The sequence below is a fragment of the Aureibaculum luteum genome, from assembly GCF_003449015.1.
Taxonomy (GTDB): domain Bacteria; phylum Bacteroidota; class Bacteroidia; order Flavobacteriales; family Flavobacteriaceae; genus Aureibaculum; species Aureibaculum luteum.
On record NZ_QRGD01000006.1, the window covers coordinates 337,194 to 357,303 of the forward strand.

Annotated in this window: 13 protein-coding genes; 7 read left to right on the plus strand and 6 right to left on the minus strand. The window is 32.8% G+C overall.

The window, feature by feature from the left end; genetic code table 11:
• Positions 1–330: 330 nt before the first annotated feature.
• The 6 genes from D3P13_RS15160 (at position 331) to D3P13_RS15185 (ending at position 10,704) form a co-directional block, all read left to right on the plus strand.
• The gene (locus tag D3P13_RS15160; RefSeq protein ID WP_117883707.1) at positions 331–1,407 is read left to right on the plus strand and encodes an outer membrane beta-barrel protein; all 1,077 of its coding nucleotides are present in this window, start codon (positions 331–333) and stop codon (positions 1,405–1,407) included.
• Positions 1,408–1,488: 81 nt separating this feature from the next.
• On the plus strand, positions 1,489–2,787 hold the full coding sequence (locus tag D3P13_RS15165) for an ammonium transporter (protein WP_117883708.1): 1,299 nt from the start codon (positions 1,489–1,491) through the stop codon (positions 2,785–2,787).
• Positions 2,788–2,911: 124 nt separating this feature from the next.
• Complete coding sequence (locus tag D3P13_RS15170) at positions 2,912–3,262, plus strand: P-II family nitrogen regulator (protein ID WP_117883709.1); 351 nt, start codon at positions 2,912–2,914, stop codon at positions 3,260–3,262.
• 9 nt (positions 3,263–3,271) lie between these two features.
• Entirely contained in the window at positions 3,272–4,504 is a 1,233-nt protein-coding gene (locus D3P13_RS15175) for an ammonium transporter (protein ID WP_117883710.1), read from the plus strand.
• Between the two features lie 226 nt (positions 4,505–4,730).
• Positions 4,731–9,242, plus strand: coding sequence for a glutamate synthase large subunit (gene gltB, locus D3P13_RS15180; RefSeq protein ID WP_117883711.1), 4,512 nt, complete (start codon positions 4,731–4,733; stop codon positions 9,240–9,242).
• Positions 9,243–9,246: 4 nt separating this feature from the next.
• The gene (locus tag D3P13_RS15185; RefSeq protein WP_117883712.1) at positions 9,247–10,704 is read left to right on the plus strand and encodes a glutamate synthase subunit beta; all 1,458 of its coding nucleotides are present in this window, start codon (positions 9,247–9,249) and stop codon (positions 10,702–10,704) included.
• Positions 10,705–10,862: 158 nt separating this feature from the next.
• On the opposite strand, the gene D3P13_RS15190 is transcribed toward D3P13_RS15185, so the two are convergent.
• The gene (locus D3P13_RS15190; RefSeq protein ID WP_117883713.1) at positions 10,863–12,398 is read right to left on the minus strand and encodes a serine hydrolase; all 1,536 of its coding nucleotides are present in this window, start codon (positions 12,396–12,398) and stop codon (positions 10,863–10,865) included.
• A 113-nt stretch (positions 12,399–12,511) separates the two neighbouring features.
• Between D3P13_RS15190 and D3P13_RS21960 the strand changes: the two genes are divergently transcribed.
• On the plus strand, positions 12,512–12,652 hold the full coding sequence (locus tag D3P13_RS21960; protein WP_157972932.1) for a hypothetical protein: 141 nt from the start codon (positions 12,512–12,514) through the stop codon (positions 12,650–12,652).
• A 43-nt stretch (positions 12,653–12,695) separates the two neighbouring features.
• Here the strand turns inward: D3P13_RS21960 and D3P13_RS15195 are convergent, their stop codons facing one another.
• The 5 genes from D3P13_RS15195 to D3P13_RS15215 form a co-directional block, all read right to left on the minus strand.
• Positions 12,696–13,604 carry a sugar phosphate nucleotidyltransferase gene (locus D3P13_RS15195; RefSeq protein ID WP_198680041.1) on the minus strand — a complete coding sequence of 303 codons (909 nt, stop codon included), beginning with the start codon at positions 13,602–13,604 and terminating at the stop codon, positions 12,696–12,698.
• Positions 13,605–13,648: 44 nt separating this feature from the next.
• The gene (locus D3P13_RS15200) at positions 13,649–15,004 is read right to left on the minus strand and encodes a Gfo/Idh/MocA family protein (protein WP_117883714.1); all 1,356 of its coding nucleotides are present in this window, start codon (positions 15,002–15,004) and stop codon (positions 13,649–13,651) included.
• Between the two features lie 45 nt (positions 15,005–15,049).
• On the minus strand, positions 15,050–16,627 hold the full coding sequence (locus D3P13_RS15205; RefSeq protein WP_117883715.1) for an arylsulfatase: 1,578 nt from the start codon (positions 16,625–16,627) through the stop codon (positions 15,050–15,052).
• A gap of 39 nt (positions 16,628–16,666) precedes the next feature.
• On the minus strand, positions 16,667–18,076 hold the full coding sequence (locus D3P13_RS15210) for a sulfatase (protein WP_232829211.1): 1,410 nt from the start codon (positions 18,074–18,076) through the stop codon (positions 16,667–16,669).
• Between the two features lie 1,168 nt (positions 18,077–19,244).
• Positions 19,245–19,850, minus strand: coding sequence for a 3-keto-disaccharide hydrolase (locus D3P13_RS15215; RefSeq protein WP_117883717.1), 606 nt, complete (start codon positions 19,848–19,850; stop codon positions 19,245–19,247).
• Between the last annotated feature and the right edge of the window lie 260 nt (positions 19,851–20,110).

Consider the following 20,110-nt stretch of genomic DNA (forward strand, 5'->3'; position numbering starts at 1 on the left):
AATGTATTAATATGTTATTTACACAAATAAACTGCCAATCAACATTTTATCAGTTAAAATACTACACAATTTTACTGAAAATGATATTTTTTTCTTAAAACTGCATTTTTATCATATCATCAAAATTATTGTAAAAATTTTCACACCCCCTATTTTTCACATATAAAATTCGTTAAATATTATATTTTTAAAGTTATACCCCTTAAATTTTTATTAATAATAATTTAAATTCATGTTTCCGAAAGGAGACCCCCCTTTTTTTATTCAAATTAATTTTTACATTTGACCGCTGTAAGACAAAATATATTATTCAAATTAAAAATCAATTTTATGAAATTAATTAAAAAACATGAAAGTAAATCAAAACTTAAAAATTTAAGATTTACAAAAAGTATTTTAACATTAGCAATACTATTAAGTGGTATAAATGCAATTGCCCAAACTGAAGGAGAAGAGAAGAAAAGTAAACTTTCTATTTCTGGTTCAGTAGACGCTTACTACCAATCTTATTTATCTACTTCTGATGATTTAGACCAGTCTTTTGGAACTGCTTTTGCAGATCAATCAGGTTTTGCTTTAGGAATGGGTAATCTAATTGTGAGTTACGAAGGAGAGAAAATAGGTGCTGTTCTTGATCTGGTTTCAGGACCAAGAGGTGCTGCTGCAACTTTTAATAGTGATATTATCGACGGTATCGTTAATCAAGCATACGTTTATTGGAATGTTTCTGAAGGTACTAAATTAACTATGGGACGTTTTAATACGTTTTTAGGATATGAAGTTATCTCTCCTGTAGCAAACTTTAACTATAGTACTTCTTATTTATTTTCAAGCGGTCCTTTTTCACATCTTGGTTTAAAAGCAGACTTTACATTATCTGAAGATTTTAGCTTAATGCTTGCAATTATGAATCCTTGGGATACTAATGACGTTTCTACAACTGGCGAATATTCACTTGGTGCTCAAATAGGTTATTCTGGTCAATACTTAAACTTCTACTATGATAGTGGTAACTATGGTGGTTTAGGTTTTGAAGTTGACTATACAGGTGGATTCGATTTATCTGATAGTTTCTTCTTAGGAATTAACGGAGCATACCAAACAAGTGATGATGAAGGTTTTTACGGAGCTGCTTTATATCCACAATTAGCCACATCTGATTCTTTTAGCATTGGTTTAAGAGGAGAGTATTTTGGATATCACTCAAAAGATTTTGATGACTTACCAAGTGTATTTGCTACAACCCTAACAGCTAGCTATACAATTGAAAACTTAATTATTAAGCCAGAAATCAGATTAGATTCTTGGAGTAATGTTGACAATAATGAGCCTTATGTAAATTCTAAAGGAGAAGCTGCAAATAGCTTATCTGCATTTACATTGGCAGCCATTTACAAGTTTGACTAATACTTTAAAAGATTAAGCAAAGCAAGTATGGTTACATGCTTTGCTTAATCTTTAATACTAACCCTTAAAAACCAAATAATTATGTCAATATTAAATTTACCTCTTTTTATACAAGACACTGCGGAAGTAGTTGAAATGGCCACGAAAGACGACATGGGAATGTTATGGATGGTTATTGCAGCAATTCTTGTATTTTTTATGCAAGCAGGTTTCTTCCTTGTTGAATCTGGAATGACAGATTCTAAAAATGCAGTAAACATTGCAATGAAAAACTTTCTAGATATCGCAGTTGGCTCCTTAGCCTTTTGGTTTATCGGATATTCTTTGATGTACGGTTCAGATGTTTCTGGTGGAGGTTATTTCCATTGGGGAGGCTTAACTTTTTCTCAAGGTGCTGCTGATTTATTCTTTCAAACTGTTTTTGCCGCCACAGCAGCAACTATCGTATCTGGAGCAATTGCTGGTCGAACAAAATACACAACCTATGCTATATTTAGTATCGTCTTAACTGCTTTTATCTATCCAATCGCAGGAGGATGGGAATGGAATGGCGGTTGGTTAAACACCGCTTCATTTATGCCAGCTGAATTTATTGATTTTGCAGGATCTTCAATTGTTCACTCTGTTGGTGGATGGGCAGCATTAGTTGCCGCTTGGATGGTAGGTCCAAGAATTGGAAAATACATTAATGGCAAACCTGTTGAATTACCTGGACATAATCAAATGTACGCTACTTTAGGTGTATTTATACTTTGGTTAGGATGGTTCGGATTTAATGGAGGTTCTCAATTAGCTTGGGGTGGAGCTGATGCAGTTGCTGCTTCTCAAGTAATTCTTGTAACCAATCTTGCAGCATCTGCAGGGGCAATTGGTGCATTATTATTAACTTGGATTAAAGATGGAAAACCAAACCTAAGTATGACCTTAAATGGAGCACTTGCTGGTCTTGTAAGTATTACTGCTGGATGTGGAAACATGGGAGAAGGTGGTGCTGTACTTGCTGGTTTAGTCGGTGGTATACTTGTCGTCTATTCAATAGGATTCATTGAAAAAACATTAAAAATTGATGATGCCGTTGGTGCTATCTCTGTTCACGGAATTTGTGGTGCATGGGGTACATTAGTAATAGGATTATGGGGTATAGACGGTGATGCAGGTATCGGATTATTTAATGGCGGTGGAGCTGCTCAACTTGGAGCTCAAGCCATTGGCGTATTGGCATATGCATTCTGGGCAGTTGTATTATCTTATGTTTTCTTAATCATAATGAAGAAAACTGTCGGTTTACGAGTTACGGAAGAAGAAGAAATCACTGGTCTTGATCTTTCAGAGCACGGTTCAATTGCTTACCACGGAAAAAGACAAAGAGAAATTGAATAAGAAAAATTTATATTAAAACTCAAGCAAGGGAGACCTTTATCAATTAATAAGAAAATATTTAGATTGAAAAATCTAAATATTTTCTTATTATTGAATCAAACTAAACAATATAAGATTTGATATTATGAAAAAAATAGAAGCAATTATCAGAAAATCAAAATTCGTCCAAGTAAAAGAAGCATTACACAACGTTGATGTTAACTTTTTTTCCTATTGGGACGTAACCGGATTGGGTAATGAAAAAGAAGCACACGTGTACAGAGGTGTTAGCTATAGTACTCAAGACATACAACGCAGATACTTGTCAATAGTAGTTAATGATGATTTTGAAGAAATTACCATTAAAGCCTTACTGGAAGCTGCTTCAACCGGAGATGTTGGAGATGGTAAAATTTTTGTTTCCGACATATCAGAAGCATATCGTATACGAACCGGAGAAAAAGGCGGAGAAACTTTAAAGAAAAAATCAAAATAACAACTAACTATGGAATTACTTACAATTAACAATGTATGGATGATGATCTGTACGGCACTAGTATTTTTTATGCACCTTGGGTTTTCATTATTGGAAATCGGATTAACAAGACAAAAAAACACACTCAACATTTTATTTAAAAATATATTTATTATAACTATTGGATTATTACTTTACTGCCTAGTCGGTTTCAATTTAATGTATCCAGGTGAATTTAACGGATTTATTGGTTTTGCAGGATTTGGCTTAGAAGCTCCATTAAATGCTGAAGGCACTTTAGACCTAGCTTACAATGCGGGTTATACCTATTGGACAGATTTCCTTTTTCAAGGAATGTTTGCTGCTACTGCTGCTACTATAGTTTCTGGTGCGGTTGCTGAAAGGATTAAATTAGGGCCATTTATGATTTTCGTAATCATTTACGTAGGCCTTGTTTACCCTATTACTGGTTCTTGGTTTTGGGGTGGTGGATTTTTAAAAACATTAGAAACTCCTTTTTATGATTTTGCCGGTTCAACACTAGTGCATTCTGTAGGAGGATGGGCTGCTTTGGTAGCTGTTTGGTTATTAGGTTCTAGAATTGGAAAATTTAAAAATGGTAAACCACAAGCTATTCCAGGTCACAACATACCATTAGCAACAGCTGGTGTTTTAATTCTATGGTTGGGATGGTTCGGTTTTAACGGAGGATCTGTTCTATCTGCCGACCCTGCATTAACATCTTTAACATTAGTAAATACTAGTTTAGCTGCCGCCGCAGGTGGTGTAATTGCCTTCTTAGTTTCTACATTAAAATATAAAAACTACGATTTAACCATGTTTTTAAATGGTATCCTTGGTGGTTTAGTTGGCATAACAGCCGGTGCCGACCAAATGAGCCCTATGGATGCTATCTTAATTGGAGGTATCGCTGGAGCCATTATTGTTTTTGGTGTTGCTTTAGTAGACAAATTGAGATTAGACGATCCTGTTGGAGCTATTGCTGTACATTTAATATGTGGAATTTGGGGAACATTAGCTGTTGGCCTTTTTGGAGAATTAGCCAGTGGAGCACAATTTGTCAGCCAATTAATTGGAGTAGCGGCTTATGCAGTATTTTGTATATTAACATCGTTTATAATATTATTTACATTAAAGAAAACAGTCGGAATTCGAGTTTCCGAGCGAGAAGAACTTGAAGGTTTAGACGTTCACGAACATGGTATGGATGCATATCCTGATTTTAGAATGAACGAACATTAAAAGTTTAAGTTAGTCTTATTTCTAAATTTTACACGGTTAAACAAGGGTTTAGCCGTGTATTTTCTATTGCTACATTATCAATATGGCAATTTAATTACTATTAAATTTAGAGTCCTTAATTTATATTGGTCAAATATTCTTATTACCACATTATTTACAACATACTATTGCATATCATAAATTATTCCTGCCATTTTGCTTAATTTTGTAGACCTAATAATAATTTATGAAGCAACAAGGACTATACTTACCCGAATTTGAACATGAAAATTGCGGTGCAGGTTTTATTTGTAATCTCAAAGGAGAGAAAACGAATCAAATCATACACGATGCCTTAGAAATTCTTGTAAAATTAAAACATAGAGGAGGTGTAAGTTCTGATGGAAAAACTGGAGATGGTGCCGGTCTATTAATTGATATTCCTCATGAATATTTTCAACGTGTGTGTGATTTTCCAATTCCTGAAGCCAGAGCATATGCTGTGGGAATGGTCTTTCTACCTAAAGTAAATAATCAATACCTGTTTTGTAAAGACACGTTTGAAAAAGAAATAAAAGCACAAGGGCTTACTTTATTAGGATGGAGACAAGTACCTGTAGACTCTTCCCAATTAGGAGAAATAGCATTAGCATCAGAACCTAATATTGAACAAATATTTATTGGTAAAGATGAGAGTATAGACGAAGCAACTTTTAAAGCTAAGTTATATGCTGCCCGTAAAATTACAGAACATAGTATTAGAAAATCAAAAATATCTGAAGGTGGGTATTTTTACTTACCTAGTTTATCTAATACTACATTAATATACAAAGGTATTATTATGCCTGAAGATATTGGGCCATATTATACCGATTTACAAGAAATAGATTTAGTTACGCGTTTGGCATTAGTCCATCAACGTTTCTCTACAAATACAATGCCTACTTGGGAGTTAGCTCAACCATTCCGATTTATGTGTCAAAATGGTGAAATTAACACCTTACGTGGTAATGTGAGTAGAATGCGTGTACGTGAAGAAATCATGAAAAGTGATGTTTTTGGTCCACAAATAGAAAAATTATTCCCAATTATACTTCCAGGAAAATCCGATTCTGCTTCTATGGACATGGTCGTAGAACTATTAACTCATACAGGACGTTCTTTGCCTGAAATTATGATGATGATGATTCCTGAAGCGTGGGAAAAACACCAAACAATGTCTGATGAACGTAAAGCTTTTTACGAATACAACGGATGTATAATGGAACCATGGGATGGTCCTGCATCAGTACCTTTTACAGATGGTGATTATATTGGTGCCTTATTAGATAGAAATGGATTAAGACCATCTAGATATACAGTTACCAAAAGTGGAAAACTAATCATGTCTTCTGAGATTGGTGTTGTAGATATCGATCCGTCTGATGTTGAAAGTCATGGACGTTTAGAGCCCGGTAAAATGTTTTTAGTAGACATGAATAACGGTCGTATTATTAATGATAAAGAAATAAAAAGTAAAATTGTTTCAGAAAGGCCCTATAGAGAATGGTTAGATAAAAAAAGACTTCATTTAAAAGATGTTCCGTATACAAACGAAACGTGCCCAATTGAAACTTTAGATATCAAAACAAGACAACGCTTATTTAACTATACGTTTGAAGATATTCAAGAAGTAATTACGCCGATGGCCATTGTGGGTAAAGAAGCGTTAGGTTCAATGGGTATTGATACGCCTTTGGCAGTTTTATCAGATAGACCTCAATTAATATCAAACTATTTTAAGCAATTATTTGCTCAGGTAACGAACCCTCCTTTAGATGGTATTCGTGAAGAAATTGTAACTGACATTAGCCTTAACTTAGGTAAAGACCGTAATATTTTTAGTATTACAGAAAGACAATGTAGAAAATTAAGAATTCAAAATCCAGTAATTTCAAATGCCGATTTAGAGAAAATCAGATCGATTTCTATTGAGAGTTTTAAAGCGGAAACTATAGAAATTTTATATCCAAAAGCACAAGGTCTAAACGGACTTGAAGATGCCTTAGAAAATATTATTGTTCAGATTGAAAAAGCAATAGAAAGAAAAACAAATATAATTATTCTATCGGATAGAGGTGTAAGCCAAGAGTTTGCTCCAATTCCTGCATTATTAGCCTGTTCTTATGTAAATCATCAACTGAATCGTTTGCGAAAACGTTCTTATTTTGACATTATTATTGAATCTGCTGAACCACGTGAGCCTCATCAATTTGCCACATTGTTTGGTTATGGTGCTAGTGCCATAAATCCGTACATGGTAAATGAAATTATCAGAATACAAGTGAAAGAAGGTTTTATTAAAGGCATAGATGAGCAAAAAGCAGTTGATAACTTTAATAAAGCCATTGGAAAGGGTATTTTAAAAATCATGAACAAAATTGGAATCTCAACGTTACATTCGTATCGAGGCTCTCAAATTTTTGAAATTGTTGGTTTTAACTCTCAATTTGTAGAAAAATACTTCCCATACACAACTTCAAGAATAGAAGGTATTGGTTTATATGAAATTGAAAAAGAAATAAATCAACGCTATAAAAATGCCTATCCAGATAATAAAATTAACAGAAAACTAGGCCTGAACATTGGTGGTGAATATAGATGGAGACGTAAAGGTGAAAAGCATTTATTTAATCCAACTACTGTTGCTAAATTACAACAAGCCGTTAGGTTAAGTGATCAAGATAGTTATGATGTCTATGCAAATGCCATTAATGAGCAATCAGAAAGTTTAATGACCATTCGTGGTTTATTTGAATTTGATAATTTAGATCCCATTCCAATTGAAGAAGTTGAACCTTGGACAGAAATAGTAAAACGATTTAAAACTGGGGCAATGTCTTATGGGTCTATTTCAAGAGAAGCTCATGAAAATTTAGCAATTGCCATGAATCGTATTGGAGGTAAATCTAATTCTGGTGAAGGTGGTGAAGATAGAAAACGATTTCAAAAAGATAGTAATGGAGATAGCCGTAACTCGGCCATAAAACAAGTAGCATCTGGTCGATTTGGAGTTACATCTCACTATTTGACAAATGCCAGAGAAATTCAAATTAAAATGGCACAGGGTGCAAAACCTGGAGAAGGTGGTCAATTACCGGGTGAAAAAGTGTATCCGTGGATTGCTGCTGTACGTAATTCAACACCATTTGTAGGATTAATTTCTCCTCCCCCACATCATGACATATACTCTATTGAAGATTTAGCTCAGTTAATTTTCGATTTAAAAAATGCCAATCGTGAAGCTCGAATTAATGTAAAATTAGTTTCGGAAGTTGGTGTAGGTACAATTGCTGCAGGTGTAGCAAAAGCAAAAGCTGATGTTGTTCTAATTTCAGGTTACGATGGTGGTACGGGTGCATCGCCACTTACATCTTTAAAACATGCTGGTTTACCTTGGGAACTTGGTTTGGCAGAAGCACAACAGACATTAGTATTAAATAAATTAAGAAGTAGAATTGTTGTAGAATGTGATGGTCAATTAAAAACGGGGCGTGATGTTGCTATAGCTGCTTTATTAGGTGCTGAAGAATTCGGATTTGCTACTGCTCCGTTAGTTGCGTCAGGATGTATTATGATGAGAAAATGTCATTTAAATACCTGTCCTGTTGGCATCGCTACACAAGATAAAGAATTACGTAAAAACTTCAAAGGAACACCAGAACATGTCATAAATTTCTTCTTCTATATAGCAGAAGAACTTAGAGGAATTATGGCTCAATTAGGGTTTAGAACATTAGAAGAAATGGTAGGCCAAACGCATAAAATAAATGCGAATAAAGCCATACATCATTATAAAGCAAAAGGATTAGATTTATCCAGTATCTTACATAGACCCTCATCTTATCGTAAATTAATTGTAAAAAATACGGAACAACAAGACCACAATCTTGATAAGGTTTTAGATTTTACAATTTTAAAAGATTCACATAGGGCATTGTACAGAAAAGTAAAAATGACGCTAGAATATCCTATTAAAAATGTAAACCGTACTGTAGGTGCAATTGTTAGTAATGAAATTTCAAAAATTTATGGTCATTTAGGTTTACCTGAAGACACTTTGAATATTAATTTTACAGGATCTGCAGGGCAAAGTTTTGGAGCATTTGGAGCACATGGTCTAACATTTACCCTAGAAGGAAATACGAATGATTACCTTGGTAAAGGCCTTTCAGGTGCAAAACTAATTATAAAGAAACCAGTAACAGCTGACTTTTTAGCTGAAGAAAATATTATCGTTGGTAATGTATGCCTATTTGGAGCCGTACAAGGTGAAGCCTATATTAATGGAATTGCAGGTGAGCGATTTGCGGTACGTAACTCAGGAGCAACTGCAGTTGTTGAAGGTGTTGGAGATCATTGCTGTGAATATATGACCGGTGGTAAAGTGGTTGTTTTAGGTAAAACAGGTAGAAATTTTGCTGCAGGTATGAGTGGCGGTGTAGCTTATGTGTATGATCCTGGTAACAAATTTGTAAATGGATTATGTAATCAAGAAACAATTGAATTTGAAGAAATTTCAGCAGAAGATGCTTTAGATTTACAAGATTTAATTAAAAAACATGTACTCTATACCGATAGTAAAAAAGGTCAGAGATTACTTTCAGATTGGGCAACTAGCTTAAGTAATTTTGTACGTGTGATGCCTACAGAATACAAACGAGCATTAATACGTTTAGAGACAGAAGAACAATTAGTTGAAGAATTAACAATAGCATAGTGTCATGGGAAAAATTACAGGATTTAAAGAGTTTGAAAGACAAGATGAAAAGTACACGGAAGTAAAAGATCGTGTAAAAAATTATAAGGAATTTACGGTACCATTGAATGAGTCTGAAATTACAGAACAAGGCTCGCGTTGCATGGATTGCGGTATTCCATTTTGTCATAGTGGTTGTCCACTCGGAAATTTAATTCCCGATTTTAACCATATGGTTTATCAAGGAGAATGGCAAAAAGCATCATGGTTATTACATTCAACGAATAACTTTCCCGAGTTTACAGGACGCTTATGTCCAGCACCTTGTGAAAAATCATGCGTGTTAGGTATTATTGAAGATCCTGTTTCTATAGAAAATATCGAAAAAAGTATAGTAGAACGTGCTTTTAAAGAAGGTTGGATTAAACCACACCCTCCAAAAGTACGAACGGGTAAAACCATTGCCGTTGTTGGTTCTGGTCCTGCTGGTTTAGCAGCAGCTCAACAATTAAATAGAGCCGGACATTTAGTTACCGTTTTTGAAAGAGATGATGCTATTGGCGGTTTATTACGCTATGGAATTCCTAATTTTAAAATGGAAAAAGGAATTATAGATCGTCGCTTGGCAATTCTAATTGCAGAAGGAATTATATTTAAAACAAATGTAAATGTTGGAGTAAATTATAAAGTTGAGGATTTAAAAGCTTTTGACGCCGTAGTTTTATGTGGCGGTGCAACAGTAAGACGTAGTTTACCAACTCCTGGAATTGATGCAAAGGGCGTGGTACAAGCAATGGATTTCTTAACACAGCAAACTAAAGTATTATTTGGTAAAGAAGTAAAAGACCAAGTAATGGCTACAGACAAAAATGTTATAGTAATTGGTGGTGGAGATACAGGTTCTGATTGTGTAGGTACTTCTAATCGTCATGGAGCAAAATCTGTAGTGAATTTTGAAATTATGCCTAAACCTCCGGGACATCGTTCACCAACTACACCTTGGCCTTATTGGCCGTTGCAGTTAAAAACTACTTCATCTCACAAAGAAGGTGTAGTAAGAAACTGGCTTATCAACACTAAAGAATTTATTAAAGATAAAGAAGGAAAATTAACTGCTTTAAAAACAATAAATGTTGAATGGAAAATGGTTCCAGGTCAACGTCCTCAGCTAATTGAAATTGAAGGTACTGAAAAAACTTGGCCTTGTGACTTGGCTTTACTTGCCCTTGGGTTTACAGGTCCAGAAGCTACGTTAAGTGACCAATTAGGCTTAGAAACAGACGCTAGAAGTAATTATAAAGCGACAAAATACCAAACCAATGTGCCAAATATTTTTGCGGCAGGAGATATGCGTAGAGGCCAATCTTTAATTGTCTGGGCAATATCAGAAGGTAGAGAAGCAGCAAGAGAGGTTGATAGATTTTTAATGGGACGTACGAACTTAGCTACCAAAGGTAGTGGAGATTTATTGTCTGTTCATTAATATCTTCTGTTCTTAGATAGATCATAATCAAATTTTATATCAATAATTACAAATAAAAATTCCTTCTTTCAATTGAAAGGAGGAATTTTTATTTACGATATTCTATTTCTGGTAATCCCTGTTCTTAATGCCTTTTTTTATGGTCGCCAAAATAAAATCTAATGCACTTTATAAGGTTTTAGCTCTTCAAAGAATATATCATCATTAGGTACATCAAAATCTAGTCCCTGAACTTTTAAATTATTATCTAGATTAAATTTTACAGTCCCAAAATTAAACCAAGCATGTTTTACATCCCATTTAATTTCAAAAACATCATAATGCCAATGTTCTAATGTTGCTGATAAATCTGGTGAATGTTCAAATTTCATTTTTAAATCATCCCCTAATTTACTTATGGTAATATCACCATAAATATCACTTTTATAGGTACCTACATAATCACCCAAAGGAACAGATGACGTTGTATTCATTACTCTTTTTGATTTTCTATCACTTACTCTTGTATCACTTTTTTGATTACGATTATTGTTTGCCAACATTTTTGCAGACCAATCAACAGTTTCTTCACCCAAATACTGATCTAATGCGTAATAAGTAGCCGCCATAATTGGGCTTTTCATACCGTTAGTTAAAACCACAACGCCTAACTTTTTATCAGGAATCATAGTTATTGCTGTAATCATTCCATCATAACCACCTGTATGACCAACACGTAAATTTCCATGATAATCACTCAAGCCCCACCCTAATCCATAGGCATTAAAATGACGATTAAAATCATTCTTTTTTGTTTGGTCAACCATATGATTGTTGTGTGGTGTCCAAACCATATTTCTTGCTAGTTTTGAAAACAAGGTGTCTTTTCCGTTTATTCCATTGTTCAGATTTAAGATCATCCATTTAGAAATATCATTTACATTAGAAATTACACCTCCTAAGGCACCTATTTCTTCCCAATTTACCCAATCAATAGGTATATTAACATCTTTTTCTCTGGCATGTGGAGTTGCATAATTCCCTAATTCATCCAATTTATCAGGATTTGTAACCGTTCTTTCCATTTTTAAAGGATTAAATATTCTTTCCTTCACATTTTCCGCCCAACTTTTACCTGTAACAGCTCTGATAACTTCACCAGCAGTAATATACATTACATTTGAATATCCATAACCTGCCCTAAAATCATAAGCTTTAGGAATAAATTGAATCCTTTTTACTATTTCTTCAGCACTTAAATCCGATTTATACCAAATAACATCACCACTAAAAGTACCCAAACCAACACGATGACTTAGTAAATCACGAATAGTTACATTAGCACTCACCCATGGATCATAAACCGCAAAATAGGGTAAATAGTATTTAACTTTATCATCCCAATTTAATTTCCCTTCATCAACCAACATTCCTATAATAGCACTCGTAAATGCTTTAGAGTTAGAAGCAATAGCATAATTAGTATTCTCATCAGGCCTGTCATTTTTCCCGATTTCCTTTACACCATAGCTCCCCGTAAAAACCAATTTACCATCTTTTACAATACCAATTGTTGCACTAGGTAAATCCCAATCCTTGACCATTTTAGAATAATACTGATCTAATTTTTTAAGATTAACTTTTGGTGATTTTTGAGCAATAGAAACGGTGCTTAACACACTGCATATAAGAAAAAGTAGTATTATTTTTTTCATTATTTGATAATTAGAGAAAATTTATAATCAGATTATCTGATAAAGTTAAACTTTTTTCAATTATGGAGTGGGAGTTTTAAACAGAAAATTGTTATATAATAAAATACAATTACATGAAAAACATTTCTAATACATTCGGTTTGCTTTTAATACATCTTACTAATTTACCATTATTCTTTTTATTGTTTGTAACAGGTCAAAATAAGGAATTAGACCATTTAATTAAACTTGCAAAGCATCCGTTAAAGTCCTAAATAAAAGACTTTACTGTTTATAATTATATTATAAATGAGAATTTTAAAATAACTGTGTTGGATAAATATTTTTATCCTTTAATTGAGCTATTGCATTTTGTACAAACTCTTTATCTTGTTTATAAGTAACTCCAAACCATTCTGCATTGGATGTTAATACCTTTATGGTAGCCTTATTCGATTCTATAATAGAATTGACAACTAAAGGGATATAAAATTCAGCTTTTAAATTCGTTTTATTTGCTACTAAAAATTCATTAAAAAGCACATCTCCAAATTCAAAATATTTGGGTGTAAATCCCCAAAAATTCATTGAGACAACTGTGTTTTCATCTATAGCTATAAAATTTCCATGATCGTCTTTACGCAACAATTTATTGTCTATTTTTTCAATATGTGTTCGCTCAATAACAGAAGATAAATACCCAGATTCATTAACTTGGCATTCTCCTCTTGAAACAAACCCATAATCAGAAACCGTATTTTTAAGTAAATACCCCATCATATTAAACGAATAAGAATTCTTATCTGTTTTTAACAACGTATTTGCCATAACTTCAAAAGCTTCTTTACCATAAAAATCATCCGCATTAATTACGGCAAAATTTTCTTGGACAACATCTTTAGCCATTTGCAATGCATGGGCAGTTCCCCAAGGTTTTTCTCTACCAATATTTTGATATGCAACAGGGACATTTTCAACTTCTTGGAAAACATATTCAACGTTAGCTTTTCCTTTTAATTTTTTATCAAAAACACTTTTAAACTCGTTTTCAATACTTTTACGGATGATAAATACAAATTTTCCAAAACCAGCCCTTAAAGCATCATAAATTGAAAAATCTAAAATTGTATCTCCTTCTGAAGTAAATGTATCCAATTGTTTTAATCCACCGTAACGGCTACCTATTCCTGCTGCTAAAATTACAAGTGTGGGTTTCACTTTATCCATATAATAATTTATTAAATCTGATGTAAAGATACAGAATATAAAAATTAAAAAGTCCCTTTCATCCAGTTATAGGGTTTGTTTTTAATCCAATTCCCTCTTGTAAAATCTGGAAAGTCCTGTGGTTCTCCATTATTTTCGATTGATCGTTCTGATAATGGTGTAATTGCACTCCAAGCTGCGGCATCATAAGCATCCATTGGTGGAGGAATATTTTCTTTTGCTGATTCTACAAATGCGTTGATAACAAAAAAGTCCATACCTCCGTGACCTGCACCCAAAGCGTGCTCTCCGTATTTCTTCCAAAGGGGATGATCATATTTCTCTAACCATTCTTTTGAATCGTCCCATACATGTGGTTTTTTAGACTGTCCTTCAATATAAATTCTATCTCCATCTTTTTCCCATAGTCCTTTTGTTCCTTGAACCCTAAAACCTAGTGAGTATGGTCTTGGCAAGTGCACATCATGGGTTACAATAATGGTTTCTCCATTTGCAGTTTCTATGGTAGATGTAATTACATCTCCCATTTTAAAATTTACTTTTGCGTTTGGATGATTCTCCCCTCCATTTTCTACTATATAATTGTGCATCCCTCTACTCTTAGTAGCATGAGAGGTCAATGAAACCATTCGATTCCCTCTGTTTACATCACACATGACCGCAATGGGGCCAACACCATGTGTAGGATACACATCTGCATTTCGTAAAACCGAGTGTTGTGTTCGCCATGCTGCTTCTGATATTCCTTTATCTCCAAACTCTACTCCTTTACCATAAGCCGATTTACCATCGTTTAACATCACAAAACGCAAGTCATGCTGATAACCACATCTAAAATGTATCATTTCACCAAATACATTTTGCTTTACCATATTGAGTACAGCCAATACATCTCTGCGATAGTTAACATTTTCTAAAATCATTAAATGCGAACCAGTTTCTTCATGAACATTTACTAAATCCCAACATTCTTCCAAAGTATTAGCCGCTGAAACTTCTAAACCTGTATATTTTCCTGCCTTCATTGAATCAACTGCCATACGTGTATGCCATAACCATGGTGTTGCAATTATAACTGCGTCAATTTCTTTTAACTCCAATAGGTTTTTATAATCGTAATCATCTTTTCCAAAAATTTTTACTTTTGGATTTTTATGTTTTTTAATATGTTCTTCTGCAATTTTTATTCTAGCAGGATCAACATCACATATAGCCGTTATAATAACATCTTCTCGTTGCAATAAATTAGTTAAGTGGTTGGTACCTCTAAGACCTACACCTATTAAGGCTACTTTCAATTTGTCTTTATTTGTACTAAAACCATAGGTTAAATTTGGTAATACCGAAATACCAGCACTTACTATTGTGGCTTTTTTGATGAAATTTCTTCGTGTATTCATAGTCTATATAATAAGGTTACTTCTATTTAATGGCATTTGAAAAGTTTATTCGTTAGTTAATAATCCTCCTTCAACTAACGGTATTCTAAAACGTTCAACTTCAGCATTTGTATGTTCTGTTTCAAATATTTTAGCAGCTTTTTGTAAAATATCCGGATGCTTATCTGCAACATTATTTTCCTCTCTAATATCTGTATTTAAATTATATAACTCTAATGTTGGCTCAGCTTTTTTGTCTTTAAGATTACGTCTTATTACTTTCCATTCACCTATCCTTATAGCTACTTGACCTCCATATTCTGGAAATTCCCAAAACAAAAATTCATGATGCTTCTGTTTGCTTTTTTCACCTAAAAGAGTTGGAAGAAAGCTTATACCATCTGTACTCTCAGGTTTACTTTGATTTGTAATTTCTGAAAGCGTGGCCATTACATCATAATGTGCCGAAATTAAATCAGACTCAGTACCCGATTTAATCTTAGCTGGCCATGAAGCAATCATAGGTATTCGTATTCCCCCCTCATATAAATGACCTTTACCATAACCATACTCACTCCTAAATGGTTTTGCACTATCAAACCATTGTGAATCGGTACCACCATTATAAGTTGGCCCATTATCAGAAGTGAAAATAATAAGCGTATTTTCATAAATTCCTTCTTTCTTTAATTGTGCAACCAATTTACCAACATTTTCATCCAAATAAGAAACCATTGCAGCATACGTTGCACGTGGATTTCTTGAAGGAAAGTAGCCTCTATTACCTAAGTATGGCTCCTCTACTCCAAACTTTTTAACATAATAATCAACCCAGCGTTTTGGGGCTTGCAATGCCGCATGAGGAATTGGATCAGCCCAATACATAAAAAAAGGTTCCTTTTTGTTTTTTTCTACAAATTCCGTTATTTTAGTAAACATCATTTCTGAAGCGTAATCCTTCATATTATACTTTGCATAACTGGAAGATTCATAAGGATCTGCACCTTTGTCTAATTTTGTATTTGGTGCAATAGTATCATTGTTTAATGGATATCTTACTTTATTTTCATATAAGTGAACAGGATAATAAGTATGTGCTTGTCGTTGACAGTTAAATCCAAAAAAATAATCGAATCCAAAATTATTGGGTAACGAGTTAGTATGAGGAGCACCTAGTCCCCATTTACCTACCATACCAGTAGTATAACCAGCATCCTTGAGTTTGTTTGCAATAGTTACTGTATTCATCGGAATTGGCCTTTGCCCTTCAAGAGTAGAATCTAATTCCATAGCTCTATAATCCCAAACTTTACCTCGTTGTGCCCATTCATCATTTCCTCTGACATAAGCATGACCCGAATGTTTACCGGTTAACAAATTATATCTGGCAGGTGCACATACCGGAGCACCTGTATAATGTTGCGTAAAACGCATTCCTGTGTTAGCGAGAGCATCAATATTCGGAGTTTCTATCTTTTCTTGACCAAAAGCTCCTAATTCGGCATAGCCTAAATCATCTGCTAAAATGTAAATAATGTTTGGTTTTACCTCTGTAACAGCTATTTCTACCGTATCTTTTTGTTTGCAAGAAGTAACCAATACCATCAAGCCAACGAAACAAATTTTAAATATACTATTTTTCATAATTCTTTAATTTTCTATTATTAAGCAGTTCATTGAGTTTTAATTATTTGCATTAAGTTCATATTCCAAATTTAATTCTTTAGGTACTGGAGCATTGGTTTTCTCTCTCCAATTATTTAACAACACCAATAATTCTTTTACTATATCAGGTTTTTTATATACTAAATTATTCTGCTCACCCACGTCGTTTTCTAAATTAAAAAGTTCTAAAGTGTTATCTTCAAAGTAATGATGCAATTTCCAATTTCCTTTTCGAACTACCGAACCCGGACGTGTTCTAAACTTAGCATCTCTATTTTCATTTATTTTTACTACAGCTTGTAAATAAACTGGAAAATGCCAAAATAAAGACCTATCTAATTTAGTTTGTTTTTGTTTAAGCAGCTTTATTAAACTATGACCATCTAAAATTTTATCCTTGGGTTTTTCAATATTAGCAACTTCTAAAATTGTTGGATACAAATCAAGGTTTGAAATAAGTTCTTCAGATTTTTCATTCCTTTTTATTTTATCAGGCCAAACAAAAAAGAAAGGTACTCTAATACCACCTTCGTAATAACTCCCTTTTCCCGCCCTTAACGGATGTTGTTTACTCACCGAATACAGCCCACCATTGTCAGATGTAAATACAATAAAAGTATTCTTTAATTCTCCTGTCTTTTTTAAAATAGAAATTAAACGTCCAATATTAGCATCCAAATTTTCTATCATACTCGCATAATCAGCATTATTGTGCCCTTGTATTGAAACTTTGTTTTTATACTTACCTACCAATTCTTTTACTGGTTGTATAGGAGTATGAACTGAATAAGGTGAATAATTAAGAAAAAATGGTCTGTTATTAGTTCTTAGAAAATCAATAGTTTTATCCATTATCAAATCAGTAAGCCTTTTACCTTCCTCGGCTTCTAAAGCCACATTTTTATATGGTGGATAATAACTTGAAGGATGTCCAACGTGACTTCCTCCAATATTAATTTCAAAACCATTGTCTAATGGGTTATCTGTCAAATGCCATTTACCCGCATGACAAGTAGAATATCCGTTGTTTTTTAGCACTTCTGGAAGTGTCAAAAAACGATCGGCTAATGTTGTTATATTCTTAGTAGGAATTAATTTTCTAAATTTAGATTTGCCTCTATCCGAATTCCCAACGGTATAAATTCCATGACGTTGCGGCCATTGACCAGTCATTAAATTGGCTCTACTTGGGGCACAATTTGCCGCGGAAGCATACCCATTGGTAAAAACCATACCTTCTTTTGAGAGTGCATCAATATTAGGCGTTTCAAAAAAATCATTACCCATAAAACTTACGTCTCGCCAACCGAGATCGTCAATATTTATCAAAACAATATTTGGTTTAGTTGACCTTTCTTTTTCTTGACTTTCATTTTTTTTACAACTAAAAATTATAATAAAGAAAAATATACCCAATATAATATTCAATTTTAAATGTAAGTTAATCATAAATAATAGCACTCTATATTTTAATTAATTCAGTTTTTGCTTTTGTAAGTTACACATACGGACATAATGTCGTAATTGCCTTTTTTTTTATATTGACACTTCTAAATATACGATTCAAAACCTAATTGATATGAATTATAAAAATACTCAATTATTACTATAAATTAGGATGTCTTATACTATAAAGAAATCTTTATCAATATTGAATACTTGCTTAACTAATTTGTTTAATTACTCCCAACCTGTGTTTTGAATTAATTGTGGATTTAAATGTTTCTTCTTTATCTAAAAAGGAACTCGTTTTTCAGTTATCATAAGTAATTATTAGAATGTTTTTTATGAGGATGAAAAAGTAATTAGGAAGTTTAAAAAAGAATCAATAAAACAAATAACTAAACACCAAGAGCTCTTGACTTTTGATTTAACAACTGATCTAAACAAAGAGTAATTAAATACCTTTTGGATCGTAGAAAATAATATTATTAGCTAAGATAAATATGCCCGATTTAGTAATAAGTGATACTATGATGCCCATGATAGATGGTATAGAAATGTTTAAAACTTGATAAAAAACAACTTCTCACATTTCTATAATTCATTTAACCACTAAGATTTCGACTAATTGGACTTAAAATATATACTGTAGAATATTAAAAAAAACTTTTAACTTTAATGAACTACAGTTTAAAATTAAGAATATAATTAACAATAATGAAAAAATAGTTTCGCCTTACAAAACTGACCCTATAAGTAATCCAATGAAAATATTTCTAAATCAAAAGAAGATATATTTATGGAACGTTTAATATATCAGATAGATCTACAATTAGATATTTTTAATTTTAAACTTGAAGATTTATCTAATATGCTACACATATATTTTTCAGATATTATAGAAAACACAAAGATATAACCAGTAAATTATTAGTTCTATATGTGAGATCTATACGATTTAAAAGTCCACCATCATCATTGTAAAAATAGGATTCAATATCTCTGAAGCTGTATTCAGTGTTGGGTGTAAAAATCAAATATATTTTAAAACAGAGTTCAAAACAACACCAAATAGCATGGAAAAAGAAATAATCTCATTAAATACTATTGATATCCTTTAAAAATTAAATTTTAAATGTTCGAAAATTAAATTTTATTTTATTTCCTTTAATTTTATATTTTTCCAAAAAACTTTTATTCCACCACCATCATGAATTTGTAAAGCTATTTTCCCATTAGCTTCACCTATCTTTTCATCTTGTAGTTTGATCATTTGATTTCCATTTAACCAAGTGGTTACAGTATTTCCTACAACATGAATTTTCATAGTATTCCATTCTCCAAATTTTAAATATTTGTCTTTTTCTGTGTCTGGTTTTATTAACCATCCTCTCCCGTAAGATTCGTAAATTCCTCCAGTATCATGCTTAGGCGGAGCTACTTCTACCTGCCAACCAGCTATTTTTGTACCTTCAATACTTGATCTAAAAAATACCCCACTATTTCCATTTGCTGATTGTTTAAAATCCACCGTTAATTCAAAATTTTTGTACTCTTTTTCTGTTGCTAAATAACCATATTGTTTATCTGGACCGCTCTCGCAAACCAATAAGCCATCTTCAACACTCCATTTTTCGGTACCATAAATTTCCCATCCTGATAAATCTTTACCATTAAATAGGTTTGTTGTCTTTTGCGAAGAAGCACAACTTAAAAATAAAATAGATAGTATCATTGCTAAGCTTAATTTAATATTCATATTTTAAAATTTTAATTATGATAAATATAATTTGTTTTTTATTAATCTGTAAATTTAAATTATTCCTTGGTTTAAAACTACCACTTAATATTCACATATAAATATTTTTTTTGCCGAAGAATTAAAAATTATTAAGAACTATTGGATATTTTTTTGTCTAAAAACGTAAATGAAGGTTTATTCCATAAAAAAACCTTCATTAAATTAATAATGAAGGTTTAAAAGAAAGGCGACGACATACTCTCCCACCTAGTGGCAGT

What these genes read in the sequence shown, in the direction of transcription:
- D3P13_RS15195 (WP_198680041.1), bottom strand. Translation starts at nt 13,604, where the DNA reads ATGGATAAAGTGAAACCCACACTTGTAATTTTAGCAGCAGGAATAGGT.
- D3P13_RS15165 (WP_117883708.1), top strand. Translation starts at nt 1,489, where the DNA reads ATGTCAATATTAAATTTACCTCTTTTTATACAAGACACTGCGGAAGTA.
- D3P13_RS15175 (WP_117883710.1), top strand. Translation starts at nt 3,272, where the DNA reads ATGGAATTACTTACAATTAACAATGTATGGATGATGATCTGTACGGCA.
- D3P13_RS15160 (WP_117883707.1), top strand. Translation starts at nt 331, where the DNA reads ATGAAATTAATTAAAAAACATGAAAGTAAATCAAAACTTAAAAATTTA.
- D3P13_RS15205 (WP_117883715.1), bottom strand. Translation starts at nt 16,627, where the DNA reads ATGAAAAATAGTATATTTAAAATTTGTTTCGTTGGCTTGATGGTATTG.
- D3P13_RS15200 (WP_117883714.1), bottom strand. Translation starts at nt 15,004, where the DNA reads ATGAATACACGAAGAAATTTCATCAAAAAAGCCACAATAGTAAGTGCT.
- gltB (WP_117883711.1), top strand. Translation starts at nt 4,731, where the DNA reads ATGAAGCAACAAGGACTATACTTACCCGAATTTGAACATGAAAATTGC.
- D3P13_RS15215 (WP_117883717.1), bottom strand. Translation starts at nt 19,850, where the DNA reads ATGAATATTAAATTAAGCTTAGCAATGATACTATCTATTTTATTTTTA.
- D3P13_RS15190 (WP_117883713.1), bottom strand. Translation starts at nt 12,398, where the DNA reads ATGAAAAAAATAATACTACTTTTTCTTATATGCAGTGTGTTAAGCACC.
- D3P13_RS21960 (WP_157972932.1), top strand. Translation starts at nt 12,512, where the DNA reads ATGAAAAACATTTCTAATACATTCGGTTTGCTTTTAATACATCTTACT.
- D3P13_RS15185 (WP_117883712.1), top strand. Translation starts at nt 9,247, where the DNA reads ATGGGAAAAATTACAGGATTTAAAGAGTTTGAAAGACAAGATGAAAAG.
- D3P13_RS15170 (WP_117883709.1), top strand. Translation starts at nt 2,912, where the DNA reads ATGAAAAAAATAGAAGCAATTATCAGAAAATCAAAATTCGTCCAAGTA.